Origin of the sequence: Candidatus Palauibacter polyketidifaciens, assembly GCF_947581785.1 — a bacterium.
GTDB classification, from domain to species: domain Bacteria; phylum Gemmatimonadota; class Gemmatimonadetes; order Palauibacterales; family Palauibacteraceae; genus Palauibacter; species Palauibacter polyketidifaciens.
This window is the reverse complement of the sequence record NZ_CANPVO010000020.1, coordinates 1-12,684: the sequence shown is the minus strand read 5'-3', so window position 1 is coordinate 12,684 and position 12,684 is coordinate 1. Positions and strand designations below refer to the sequence as shown.

The 12,684-nt window shown below is 69.4% G+C and carries 11 protein-coding genes; 4 read left to right on the top strand and 7 right to left on the bottom strand.

The window, feature by feature from the left end; all coding sequences use genetic code 11:
- Window positions 1–20 precede the first annotated feature (20 nt).
- Window positions 21–2,288 (top strand): DUF2723 domain-containing protein, encoded by a 2,268-nt coding sequence (locus RN729_RS06340; protein WP_310782837.1) that lies wholly within the window; start codon window positions 21–23, stop codon window positions 2,286–2,288.
- Window positions 2,289–2,294: 6 nt separating this feature from the next.
- Here the strand turns inward: RN729_RS06340 and RN729_RS06335 are convergent, their stop codons facing one another.
- Window positions 2,295–2,771 (bottom strand): DUF2269 family protein, encoded by a 477-nt coding sequence (locus tag RN729_RS06335; RefSeq protein WP_310782836.1) that lies wholly within the window; start codon window positions 2,769–2,771, stop codon window positions 2,295–2,297.
- Window positions 2,772–2,878: 107 nt separating this feature from the next.
- On the opposite strand from RN729_RS06335, the gene RN729_RS06330 reads away from it, so the two are divergent.
- Window positions 2,879–4,276 (top strand): FAD-linked oxidase C-terminal domain-containing protein, encoded by a 1,398-nt coding sequence (locus tag RN729_RS06330; protein ID WP_310782835.1) that lies wholly within the window; start codon window positions 2,879–2,881, stop codon window positions 4,274–4,276.
- Entirely contained in the window at window positions 4,273–5,805 is a 1,533-nt protein-coding gene (locus RN729_RS06325; RefSeq protein ID WP_310782834.1) for an amidohydrolase family protein, read from the top strand. The genes RN729_RS06330 and RN729_RS06325 overlap by 4 nt, the downstream gene beginning before the upstream one ends.
- Window positions 5,806–5,848: 43 nt before the next feature.
- Here RN729_RS06325 and RN729_RS06320 read toward each other — a convergent pair whose 3' ends face one another.
- From RN729_RS06320 to mog, 4 genes are all read right to left on the bottom strand, one after another.
- Window positions 5,849–6,316, bottom strand: coding sequence for a hypothetical protein (locus tag RN729_RS06320; protein ID WP_310782833.1), 468 nt, complete (start codon window positions 6,314–6,316; stop codon window positions 5,849–5,851).
- A gap of 16 nt (window positions 6,317–6,332) precedes the next feature.
- Window positions 6,333–7,799 carry an argininosuccinate lyase gene (gene argH / locus RN729_RS06315; RefSeq protein ID WP_310782832.1) on the bottom strand — a complete coding sequence of 489 codons (1,467 nt, stop codon included), beginning with the start codon at window positions 7,797–7,799 and terminating at the stop codon, window positions 6,333–6,335.
- Window positions 7,800–7,808: 9 nt separating this feature from the next.
- Window positions 7,809–9,134, bottom strand: coding sequence for an argininosuccinate synthase (locus RN729_RS06310; protein ID WP_310782831.1), 1,326 nt, complete (start codon window positions 9,132–9,134; stop codon window positions 7,809–7,811).
- Between the two features lie 110 nt (window positions 9,135–9,244).
- Window positions 9,245–9,799, bottom strand: coding sequence for a molybdopterin adenylyltransferase (mog, locus tag RN729_RS06305; RefSeq protein WP_310782830.1), 555 nt, complete (start codon window positions 9,797–9,799; stop codon window positions 9,245–9,247).
- 93 nt (window positions 9,800–9,892) lie between these two features.
- Here mog and folE2 point away from each other — a divergent pair, with 93 nt between their 5' ends.
- Complete coding sequence (gene folE2 / locus RN729_RS06300; protein WP_310782829.1) at window positions 9,893–10,717, top strand: GTP cyclohydrolase FolE2; 825 nt, start codon at window positions 9,893–9,895, stop codon at window positions 10,715–10,717.
- Between the two features lie 79 nt (window positions 10,718–10,796).
- On the opposite strand, the gene RN729_RS06295 is transcribed toward folE2, so the two are convergent.
- Both RN729_RS06295 and RN729_RS06290 read right to left on the bottom strand, forming a co-directional pair.
- Window positions 10,797–12,248: an ABC transporter permease gene (locus RN729_RS06295; protein ID WP_310782828.1), complete on the bottom strand. Its 1,452-nt coding sequence runs from the start codon at window positions 12,246–12,248 to the stop codon at window positions 10,797–10,799.
- On the bottom strand, window positions 12,248–12,684 hold a 437-nt coding region (locus tag RN729_RS06290; protein WP_310782827.1), incomplete at its 5' end, for an ATP-binding cassette domain-containing protein. The genes RN729_RS06290 and RN729_RS06295, both read right to left, overlap by 1 nt.

Genomic DNA, 12,684 nt, shown 5'->3' with positions numbered 1-12,684 from the left:
AGCGGGAGAAGGTCGGCCCATTGACGCTGCGGGCCTGGGGGCTGCTGACCGCGTCCGCGATCTGGGTTCTCTACCTCCTGACGCTGGCTCCGACGGTCGGGTTCTGGGACGCGTCGGAGTACGTGACCACCGCGCACATCCTCGGGCTCCCCCACCCGCCGGGGAATCCGCTCTTCGTCGTCGTCGGTCGCGTGTGGGACCTCCTGACCGGGTTTACGGGCCTCCCCGTCGCGCTGCGGATCAACGCGCTCGGCGCCACGCTTTCCGCCGGGGCGAGCTTCTTCTGGTTCCTGGCCGTTGTCCGAATCGTCGGGCGCTTCCGGGAGAACCGGCACGAGGTGCTCGTCGCCGCGATCGCGGCCGTATGGATCGGAGCCACCGCCTTCACCGTGTGGACGCAGTCGAACCTGAACGAGAAGGTCTATCCCCTCTCGATGTTCGTCGTGGCCCTCGTGAGCTACCTCGCCATGGTCTGGATGGACCGGGCGGACGCCGTGCGCGGCAACCGTCTTCTCCTGCTCATCGCGCTCCTGCTCGGGTTGGGGTGGGCGAACCACACGATGTCGATGCTCCCGGCGCTGGCGCTGGCCGCCTTCGTGCTGCTGCACCGCTGGCGGGCCGCCCTGAACCCGCGCGTCCTGGGACCCGCCGTGGCGCTCCTCGCCGTGGGCTACTCGCTGCAGTTCCTCTTCGTCCCCATCCGCTCGGCGCAGAACCCGATCATCGACGAGGCGGACCCCGAGTGTCCCACGCTCCTCGCGGCCGTCACGCCGCGGCGGATCGACGACCCCTACGGGCAGAGCAAGCTCGCCGTGGCGTGCGAACCGCTCGCTCTATCGCTGATCCGCGCCCAGTACGCTCCGACCCCGGTCAAGCTGCGCCAGGCGCCGCTGTCGGCCCAGTACGCGAACTACTGGCAGTACTTCGACTGGCAGTGGGCGCGCTCGCTGCCTCCGGGTGCCCGGGTCGCCGTGAGCATCCTCTTCCTCTTCCTCGCGCTCATCGGCCTGTGGACCCACCTGCGGAGCGACCGGAAGACGTTCGTCTACGCGGGCACGCTCTTCTTCACCGTCACGCTGCTGCTCGTCTACTACCTGAACTTCAGGTACGGCTACTCGATGTACTGGGAGGAGGCGCCGAACATCGCGGCCCACGAGGTCCGCGAACGCGACTACTTCTTCATCATCGGCTTCCAGATGTGGGGGATCTACGCCGGGCTGGGGCTCGCCGCCCTGTGGGGACGGTGGACCGCGTCCGCTGCGGGGCGCGAGCCGGAGCGGATACCGGCCGGGTTCGGCCCCGGGCACCGGAAGGCGGCGGCGCTCCTCGCGCTCGGCCTCATCCCCTTCTTCTTCAACTTCGGCCAGGCGGACCGGACGGGGGACCGCGCCGCGCGCAACCTCGCCTACAACATGCTGCAGTCCGTCGAACCCTACGCCGTGCTCTTCACCTACGGCGACAACGACACCTTCCCGCTCTGGTATCTGCAGGAGGTGGAGGGGATCCGGCGCGACGTGACCGTGATCGTGCGGTCGTACCTGGGGACGGACTGGTACCACCGGCAGCTGCGGCGGCTGACGAAGCCGTGCGAACCGGGGGAGTCACCGGAGGATTCTCCGACGACGATCGTGTGCCAGCGGCCGTTCGACCCGGCGACGGCGGCGGAGCTGTACGCGGAGATGGCCGCGACGCCGCCTACGCGCTCGGCCATCCCCCCACCCGAGGCGGGGATCGACGACCTCTCGCGGTCTCTGTCCGTCCCGGAGGACTCGACCTACGAACTCGCGGACGGGATCTCGGGGACGGTGCGCGGGGGCGACGTGGTGCCGCCCGCGGACATCCGGGTGTTTCAGATCGCTCGGCAGGCGCTGGGGGACCGGCCGGTGTACTTCGCGGCGACGGCGACCCCCGTGTGGAACCGGTGGCAGCTTCAGCCGCACCTCGTCCGGCAGGGACTCGCCTTCAAGCTCGTGGACGGGCCGCTCGAGGCCTCCGAAAACCTCGTTGACCTGAGCGAGTACTTTTCCGACTCGCCGCTGCCGACGTGGAACGACCGGATCCGCACCGGAGAGCTGCTGGAAGGCGTGTTCCTCGTGGATGACGTCCTGGCATGGGACGAGTGGCCGGATCCCTCCACGAGATCAAACATCCCCGGCGCCTACTACACGGCGCACATCTTCCAGGGAGCTTCCGAGGAGTTGCACGGAAACCTGGAGGCTGCGGAATGGGCCTACCGGCGCGCAAACCACTTCGCGCAACTCGGCGGTTTCGCTTCGCCCTCCGACTGACGCCGCCTACATGGGGCGGATAGTGCCGAGCAGGGTGACGATGAGGATCAGGGCGCCGTTGATCGAGGCCACGATCGCGTTCGTCTTCCGGAAGCGGACGAACGAGGCGCTGTCCTCATCGGCGTTGGCGGAGGCCTCCGCGGCGCGCGCGAGCCGGCCCGAGTTGGGGATCTGGATCGCGACCGCGAGGACGAAGGCGATGAGTCCCAGCACCTGCATCTGAAACTGCCAGTGCGGCGTGAGCCGGAAGACGCCGTAGCCGCCGAGGCCGGCGAGTCCGAAGCCGGCGATCGTGGTCAGCAGCATGCCGAGGAGCCCGGGGCCCCTGAGCAGCCGGTGGCCGGCGCGATAGATGAACGCGATCACGTTCCGGTCGCCCGTCTTGTTGGCCCGGACGCCGAGGATCGCGAGCGAAAGGGTGACGCCGAACCACAGCGCCAGCCCGACCAGATGCAGAAAGAGCATCACTCCACGCATGTCCATGCGCGCAAAGTCCGGGTGGCGCCGGGACGGGTCAAGAGACCGCCTGCGGGATCGGCGTCCCCGGGACGGCGTTTGACGAACGGCGGGGCCCGGCGGCAACGTCCGGCATGAGTACGACCGCACCGACGCAACGGACCCCGCTCCCGGCGGCGCTCGAGAACGAACTCGAAGAGGTGTTCGGCGACCGGTTCACGACGGCCGAGGCGATGCGCCGCCAGCACGGCGAAGGCGAGTCGTTCCACACCAACGAGCCGCCCGACGCGGTCGTCTTCCCCGAGTCCACGGCCGAGGTGTCCGCGGTCGTGCGCGCCTGCCACCGGCACGGCGCCCCGATGATCGGGTTCGGCGCCGGGACCTCGCTCGAAGGGCACGTCGCCGCCCTGCGCGGGGGGGTGACGATCGCCACGAGCGGCCTCACGCGCCTCGTCGACCTGAACCCCGAGGACATGGACTGCCGCGTCGAGGCGGGGATGACGCGCAAGGCGCTGGAGCAGCACCTGAAGGGGACGGGCCTCTTCTTCCCCATCGACCCGGGGGCCGACGCGAGCCTGGGAGGGATGGCCGCGACCGGCGCTTCGGGTACGACCACGGTCCGCTACGGCACGATGCGCGAGAACGTGCTCGGGCTCACCGTCGTGCTCCCCGACGGGACGGTGATCCGGACGGGCGGGCGCGCGAGAAAATCCTCCGCGGGCTACGACCTCACGCGGCTCTTCCTCGGCTCCGAGGGCACGATCGGCATCATCACGGAGGTCCTCCTGCGGTTGCACGGGATCCCGGAGGCGATCGCCTCGGCGGTCTGCTCCTTCCCGACGCTCGCCGACGCGGTGGACGCGGTGATCTACACGATCCAGAGCGGGGTGCCGGTCGCGCGGGTCGAACTCCTCGACGACGTGCAGATGGACGCGGTGAACCGGTACTCCGACTTCGACTACCCGGTGCGTCCCACGCTCTTCTTCGAGTTCCACGCGACGGCCGCCGGCGTCGAGGAACAGTCGACCGAGGTGGGTCTGATCGCGAAGGAACTCGGCGGGACGGACTTCGAGTGGGCCACGCGGGCCGAGGAACGCTCGCGGCTGTGGGCGGCCCGGCACGAGGCCTACTACGCGTCGCTCGCCCTCCGTCCGGGCGCCCGGGGGTGGGCGACGGATGTCTGCGTCCCGATCTCCTCGCTCGCCGACTGTCTCCTGAAGACGCGCGAGGACATCGACGCGGAGGGTCTCCTCGCCCCGATCGTCGCCCACGCTGGAGACGGCAACTTCCACGTCCTCTTCATCATCGACCCGGACGATGAGGAGGAGATGGCGCGCGCGAAGCGGGTGAACGCGCGCATGATCGAGCAGGCGATCTCGGTCGGCGGCACCTGCACCGGCGAGCACGGCGTCGGCTACGGCAAGATCCCCTACATGCGGGCGCAGCACGGAGATGCGGTCGACGCCATGCGTTCGATCAAGGAGGCGCTCGACCCGAAGGGCCTCATGAACCCCGGGAAGGTGGTCGCATGACGATCCATCGCCCCGCGGGTCGCACGGGCGGTCGCGGCCGGCGAGCGGCGTCGCTGGCGGCCCTCGCGTTCGCGGCGTGCGCTTCCCCCGAGAGTGGCCCCGCAAGCGAAGACGCGGCCGCCGGGGCGGGAGGTGTCGCGGACCTCGTCATCCTCGGCGGCCGGGTCATGGACCCGGAGACGCGTCTCGACGCCGTGCGCGATGTCGCGGTCGCGAACGGACGCATCACGGACATCGCCGAAGGGGGCGTTGCGGGACGGGACACGATCGACGCCACGGGCCTCGTCGTCGCGCCCGGCTTCGTCGACCTGCACGCACACGGACAGGATACGGTGAGCGCGAAGCTCCAGGCGCTGGACGGCGTGACGACGGCCCTCGAGATGGAGCTCGGCGTGTACCCGGTGGCCGAATGGGTCGCCTCCCGCGAGGGGACGGCGCCCATCCACTTCGGGGCGACGGTGAGCCACCCGGGGGCGCGCACGAAGCTGCTCGCGGGCTTCGATGTCGGCCACTCGGTGATGACGCCGCCGGGCGAAGCCAGCCCCTTCGAGTTCGATGCGGTCTACGGGGCGATCGACGACGATCAGGTCCTCGAACTGAACGGGCTCATCGCGTCGGGCCTGGAGGAGGGCGGACTCGGGATCGGGTTCGGCATCACGTACACGCCGGGCGCCTCGAGGACGGAGATCTACCGCGTCTTCCAGCTCGCTGCCGCGCAGGGGGCGCCGGCGTACGTCCACATCCGGGGCGAGAACTCGGGCGGCACGCTGGGAGCGTTCCAGGAGGTGATCGCGAACGCGCTCGCGACCGGCGCCTCGCTCCACATCGTCCACATGAACTCGAGCGCCGACGAGATGGCGCGCATGACGCTGGAGATGATCCGCGGGGCGCGCGAGCGTGGCATCGACATCACGACGGAGTCCTATCCGTATACGGCGGGCTCGACGCGGATCGAATCGGCCCTGTTCGACCCGTGGGAGGGCCGCTCCGACGAGGAGTACGGCCGCCTGCAGTGGTCGGGGACGCCGGAGCGGCTGAACGCGGGCAGCTTCCGGCGCTACCGGGAGCAGGGCGGCTGGGTCGTGATCCACGGGAGGAGCGAGGAGACGAACGAGTGGATCGTCGCACAGCCCGACGTGATCATCGCGAGCGACGGAATCCCGTACCTGTACGCCGCGATCCACCCGCGCGGCGCCGGGACGTATTCACGCGTACTCGGATACTACGTGCGCGAGCGCGGGGCGCTGAGCCTGATGGACGCGCTCGCGAAGATGACGATCCTGCCGGCGCAGCGCGTCGAGGGGTTCGCCCCGGTCATGGCGCGGAAGGGAAGGGTCCAGGTCGGCGCGGACGCGGACATCGTCGTGTTCGATCCGGAGACGATCATCGACCGCGCGACGTACGCCGACCCGGCGGCGCCGTCGGAGGGCGTGATGCACCTGCTCGTCGAGGGGACGGCCGTGGTCCGTGACGGAGGGCTTGTGCCCGGCGTATACCCCGGCCAGGCGATCACAAGCGGCACCCGCTAGCGTGGGGCTCTTCCCGGTTCAGTTCTCACGGTGACGCGCGGGCTCAGAGTTTGGCGAGCGACCTGAGTTCGTCCACCAGCGCGGAACGGGTCTTCGCGTCGCGGCACAGCACGAGGATCGTGTCATCCCCGGCCACCGTCGCGAGGACGCCCTCGAGATCCGCCTCGTCGATGGCGATCGCGACGGCATTGGCGCAGCCGCTCAGCGTGCGAATCGCGAACAGTGCATTGCCCGGGCCGACGTCCAGCGCCAGTTCGCTCAGCGTCGCCGCGAGCATGCGCTGAGGGCAGGGCGGCGTCGTATCCCGTCCGGGCCGGTGGTATCTGGGTCCGCCCGCGTCCGCCCGCTTCACGATGCCGAGGCGCCGGAAGTCGCGCGACAGCGTCGTCTGCGTGGTCGAGATCCCCTCTCGCGCGAGCGCCGCCACGAGTTCGATCTGGCTCCGGATCTCCTGGGTATCGATGATGTGCAGGATCGCCCGCTCGCGGGTCCTGCGGCGTTCGAGCGTCATGAAAGCCTCGCGTGGTTCATGTGAGCACCGCATCCAGGAGCCGCTGCTCGATGTGGGCGCGCCGGATCGGCGGATCGGTGCGTCCGTCCAGCCACGCTTCGAGCGCCGCCAGCTCGCGGTCGACTTCCTGCAATTGCTCCAGCACGCGTCCCGGCGCCGGCCCGCCGGGCGAATCGTGCGCCGCGACGGCCGCCTGAGGCCGCAGCACGTCGTGTACCTCGTCTCCCGCGGAAGGACAGCACGTCCGCAGGGTCTCGAAATCCAGTTCCCATAGCTCCACTCCGCCTTCTTCGGCCAGGCGCACGGCCTCGCCGACCTGGTGGTGCGCCCGCCGGAACGGGACGCCGCGGCGGACGAGATGGTCGGCGAGTTCGGTCGCGGTCAGCATCCCGCCCGCGAGCGCGTCCTCCATGACGTCCGTCCGGAAGTTAACACCCCGCGCCACCGCAATCGCTGCGGCGAGGGACCAGTCCGCCGTGTCGAGCGTGTCGAACAGGCGTTCCTTGTCTTCCTGAAAGTCGCTGCTAAACGTGAGCGGAAGACCCTTCATCAGCGCTAGCAGCGCCGTCACGTTCCCGATCGCCCGGGCGGACTTCCCGCGCAGGATCTCGGCCGCCTCGGGGTTCTTCTTCTGCGGCATGATGCTGCTGCCCTGCGCCACGGAGTCGTCCAGTTCGATGAACCCGAACTCCCGCGTCGACCAGAGCACGATCTCATCCGCCCAGCGGGAGAGATGCACGGAGAGCATGGCGCAGGCGTAGGCCGCATCGAGCACGTAGTCGCGGTCGCCGACGATATGCATGCTGTTGGCGAAGGTGCGGTCGAGCCCGAGCAGCGCGGCGCTGCGGGCCGGATCGATCGGGAACGACGTGCCGGCGAGCGCCCCCGCGCCGAGCGGCGACACGCCGGCCAGCCGGTGCGCCGCCCGAAGCCGTTCCGCGTCCGCGCCGAGCGAGGCCACATGGGCGAGAAGGTGGTGCGCGAGGCTCACCGGCTGCCCCGGCTGGAGGTGCGTGTAGCCGGGCAAAAAAGCCTCGCGGAACGCGGCCGCCTGGCCGGTCAGCACCCGCTGCAGGCCGGCGACCCCGGAGAGGATGTCCTCGAGGCGCTCGCGCACGTACAGCCTCAGCGCGACCGCCGTCTGGTCGTTCCGGCTCCTCGCCGTGTGCAGCCGCTTGCCGGCGTCCCCCACGCGCTCGACGAGCGTGCGTTCGATCCAGGTGTGCACGTCCTCGTCCGGGCCCTCGACCTCGAGTTCGCCCGTCTCCACCTCCCGCAGGATCTCCGACAGGCCGGACAGAATCAGGTCGCTCTCGCTCCCGGCGAGGATCTCCGCCTCGCGCAGCATGCGGGCGTGCGCAAGGCTCGCGAGGAGGTCGTGTCGGACGAGCCGGCGGTCGAACGGCAGCGAGTTCGTGAACTCCTGGATCGCCGGATGTACGGGCGCCGTGAAGCGCCCTCCCCAGAGAGCGTCATCCGGCATCGGGCGGCCTCAGCCCGACCCGGATGCCACCGCCCGCCCGGGCCGCTGCATCGGCTTCGCCGAGCTTCGGACGGTCTCGACGGAAGCGGACGCGGCCCAGTCCCGGTCGCCGCTCGCCGCCCTCGCCCGCACGCGCGCGGCGAGACTCGAAGGGAGGCCCCACAGCCGGACGAACCCGCCCGCATCGGCCTGGTCGTAGACCGAGTCCTCCTCGAACGTGGCGAGGTCCTCCCGGTACAGCGAGTAGCGGGACGTCCGCGCGACGGGCATCGCGGAACCCTTGAACAACCGCACGGTCACCTCTCCGGTCGACATGGCGTGCGCCTCGTCGAGGAAGGCGTCGAACGCCGCCCGCAATGGCGAGAACCAGAGACCCTGGTAGACGAGTTCCCCATACCGGTCCGCGATGCCGCGCTTGAAGCCCGCCGTGTCCCGGTCGAGGGTGAGCGCCTCCAGGTCCGCTAGCGCGGCGAGGAGGACGGTCCCGGCCGGCGTCTCGTAGACCCCGCGGCTCTTCATGCCGACGAGCCGGTTCTCCACGAGGTCGACCCGGCCCACGCCGTGGGCTCCGGCGGTCTCGTTGAGCCTCTGCACGAGCGTCACCGGATCGAGCGTTTCGCCATCGAGCGCGACCGGAACGCCGCGCTCGAACGAGATCATGACGTCCTCCGGGGTGTCCGGCGCCTCGGCCGGGTCCACCGTGAGTTCGCGCAACTCGTCCGGCGTCGCCGCCGTCGGGTCCTCGAGGATGCCGCCCTCGAACGAGGTGTGCCACAGATTCCGGTCGATGCTGTAGAGCTTCCGGGGGCTGCCCGGTACGGGGATGTCCCGTTCCGCGGCATACGCGAAGGCGTCCTCGCGCGACGTGATCTCCCATTCTCGCCAGGGGGCGATAACGGCCAGGTCCGGAGCGAGCGCCTGGTAGGCGAGTTCGAAGCGGACCTGGTCGTTGCCCTTGCCGGTGCAGCCGTGCGCGACGGCGTCGCAGTCGAACTCCCGCGCGACCTCGACCTGGGCGGCCGCGATCACGGGCCGGGCAAGGGAGGTCCCGAGGAGGTAGCGGCGCTCGTACACGGCCCCCGCCTTGAGCGCCGGGAACGCGCACTCGGTGAGGAACCGCTCGCGGAGATCGACGACGCGGCAGGCGACGGCTCCCGTCGCCAACGCCTTGTCGCGGATCTCGTCAAAGTCTTCCCGCTGTCCGACATCCACCACGGCCGCGACGACTTCGCAGCCGTAGTTCTCCTTCAGCCAGGTGACCATTACCGATGTGTCGAGGCCGCCGGAATACGCGAGGGCGACCCGCTTCACGTTCTTCGTCGTGTCTTTATGCATGCATCGATCCCGAGAATGGCAGTGGGGAGAATCGCTCACGAACCGCTTGAGAAGTGGGAGATTATACCAGATGGTGAATAATTATGCAAGCTACCCGCTGTGGCACCGGGTCAGTGGGGGCGATAGGCCTCTACCCTGTCCGAATCCGTTTCCAGACGGGGGCCGCCGATGAGGTCGACGCAGTCGGGCACCGCCGCGAACACCGCGTCCAGGCACTCGCGCACGGCCTTGGGCGACCCGGGGAGGTTGATGATCAGCGCCGAACCCCGCACCCCCGCCGTCTGGCGCGAGAGGATCGCGGTCGGCACGTGGGGCCGGGAGACCGCGCGCATCGCTTCGCCGAAACCGGCGAGTTCCTTGTCGAGCACCGCGGTGGTCGCCTCAGGGGTGACATCGCGCGGGGCGGGCCCGGTGCCCCCGGTGGTGATGACCAGACAACACCCGGCCTCGTCGACCAGCTCGATCAGAGTCGCGCGGATCAGCTCCGTCTCGTCGGGGATGACGCGCGTGGCCGCCTCCCAGGGGGAGGTGAGGACATCCCTGAGATACGCCTCGACCCCCGGACCGCCCCGATCCTCGTACTCGCCTCGGGAGGCACGGTCCGAAACCGAGAGGATGCCGATACGGGCGACGACGCCGCCCGGCCCTTCCGCTGAATCGTCCATGGCGGGAATATGAGCCCCCGCGCCCTGTTTTCGATAGTTTGGCTGGATCGTGGAACCCGATGGACGGCATGAACCCGGTAAGGTTGATGACATATGACGAAGATCCTCGACGCGGCTCCGCTGGCCGACGTGCAGGCCCATCCCGACACCCGCAGGGTGCCGATCAGCCGCGTGGGCGTACAGAATGTCCGCTTCCCCATCTCCGTGAGGGACCGTCGGAAGGCGGCTCAGCACACGATCGCGAACATCGACATGTCCGTAGACCTTCCCCACGACTTCAAGGGGACCCACATGAGCCGCTTCATGGAGATCCTCAATTCCTACGATGACGAGATCTCGGTCGAAGCGCTGCCCGCAATCCTGCGCACGATGCGCCAGCGTCTGCATGCCGAGACCGCCCACCTCGGCATCTCCTTCCCCTACTTCATGGAGAAGGAAGCTCCCGTGACCGGCGCGGCGGGCCTGCTGTCGTACGACTGCGCCTTTGACGCCTCCAGCGGGGTGGAGGACGATTTCATCCTCACGGTCAAGATTCCCGTGACGACGCTGTGTCCGTGCTCCCGCGAGATCAGTGCGCGCGGGGCGCACAACCAGCGCAGCATCGTCACCGTCAAGACGCGCTTCACGGGGCAGCTGTGGATCGAGGACGTCGTGGCGCTGGTGGACGCGTCGGCCTCCTGCGAGCTCTATCCGGTGCTGAAGCGCGCCGACGAGAAGTGGGTCACGGAGCACGCGTACGACAATCCGCGGTTCGTCGAGGATCTGGTTCGCGAGGTCACGCTCCGTCTCCGCGCGCTGCACCAGGTGACCTGGTTCAGCGTCAACGTGATCAACTTCGAGTCGATCCACGAGCACGACGCGTACGCGCAGGTGGAGGAGCCCGCCCGCGCGTCGAGCCGAGAGCTGCCGGCCGGCTGAGAGCGGCCACCACGCCTGAGGGCTGCCGCCAGGCTGAGGGCTGCCGCCAGGCTGAGGGCTCCCGGCGGCCCTCGACCGGCTACACCCGCACCGCCAACCCGTCGTGGAGGGCGGTGCGGTAGGCCTTGAGCGCGGGTACGAAGCCCATCAGGAATCCGGCCGTCACCACGGCGCCGAGGAAGAGCAGCTCGATGGAACCGGGCGGCCGGATCGGGATGAAGAGCCCCGCCTGCGCTTCGACGAGGGGCTGTGCGACGGAGAGCAGCGCGTACACCAGCGTGAGTCCCGCGAGCGCTCCGGCCGAGGCCAGGCACAGCGATTCGAGCACGAGCAGGGCGATGATCCGGTTGGGTCCGGCGCCGACGGCGCGCAGGATCGCCATCTCCCGCCGCCGCTCGTTGAGCGACGTGTAGAGCGAGACCAGCATCCCGAGCAGCCCTACCAGGACTACGAAGATGGCCACCAGCCGCAGCCCGGTCTCGGCGTAGGCCAGACCCTGCCACATCTCGTTCAGCGCGGCTCCGGGGATCACGGCCATCATCGGCTCGTCCTCGAAGTCGTTGATCTCGCGCTGCAGCTGCAGCACGTCCCGGCGGTTCGTCGTGCCCACGAAGAACGAGGTGACCTGCGTGACTTCGACATCCTCGATCGAGACATCCTCCGTGTGGGCGTGGCCATCGTCGGCGGGGGCCGCCTGCGCGTCGGCCTCGTCGTGGGCGTGGCCATCGTCGGCGGGGGCCGCCTGCGCGTCAGCCTCGTCGTCGTGGGCGTGGCCATCGTCGGCGGGAGCCGCCTGCGCCTCCGCCTCGTCGTGGGCGTGCCCGTCGTCTGCGGGAGTCGCCTGCGCCTCCGCCTCGTGGTCGTGCTCGTCGTCCGACGCCGGCGGCGCGCCGTCCTCCCAGTGGATGGCCTCCATGCCCTCGAGCGTCACGTAGATCGCGCGGTCGACGGGAGTGAACGTCTTCGCGAGCACGCCCGTGACCGTGAAGGGCATGTGGTCGTGGTTGATGAAGCCCACCTCGCCGAGCCCGTGCGTGACCGCGATCTCGTCGCCGAGTGCGTAGTTCAGCTCGGCCGCCACGTCCGCGCCCAGCGTCACGTCGAACAGGCCCTCGTTCGCCCGTCCCTCCGCCAGCGCGATTTCCTGTCCTCCGCGGTAGCGGTAGTGGCGAAAGAAGTCCTCGTTCGTGCCGATGACCCGGAACCCCCGGTGGCTGTCCCCAAGGCTGTAGGGGATGGTCCACTCGACCGCGGGGTGGTCCGCCCACTCCCTGTAAGCCTCCCACGAGACGTTCTCCGTCGGCGCTCCCATGCCGAAGACCGAATACAGCAGCAGCTGAATCGTGCCGCCCTTGGTGCCCACGATGAGGTCGGTCTGGCTGATGGTGTTGGAGAAGCTCTCGCGCATGCCCGCGCGCACGTTCTCGACGCCGATCAGGAGGGCGACGCTGAGGGCGATGGAGCCCACCGTGAGCGAGGTGCTGAAGGCGCGGTTGCGGAGCGACTTGAGCGCGAGGTCGAAAACCAGCATCAGAGCACCGCCTTGTTGACGTCGGGGAGCGAGATCCTGCGGGAGAACATGCCCTCCAGGGTGCGGTCGTGGCTCACGAACACCAGCGTGGCGCCGGCGCGCTCGCACTCCTGAAAGAGCAGTTCGAGGAAAGCCTCCCGGCGGTCGAAGTCCAGGGAGGAGGTCGGTTCATCGGCGACGATGAGTTCCGGAGACCCGATCAGCGCCCGGCAGGCGGCGACCCGCTGCTGCTGGCCCACCGAGAGTTCTGTCACCGGCTTCTTCAGCAGGTCGCCGATGTGGAGGTGATCGGCGAGCTGCGCGGCGGTTTCCCTCACGCCCGCTCCGTCCAGCCGGGCGCGGCGTCCCGCGGTCATGCGTGCGGGGAGCGCGATGTTGTCGAGCACCGACAGGTAGGGGATGAGGTTGAACATCTGGAAGACGTAGCCGATGTGCT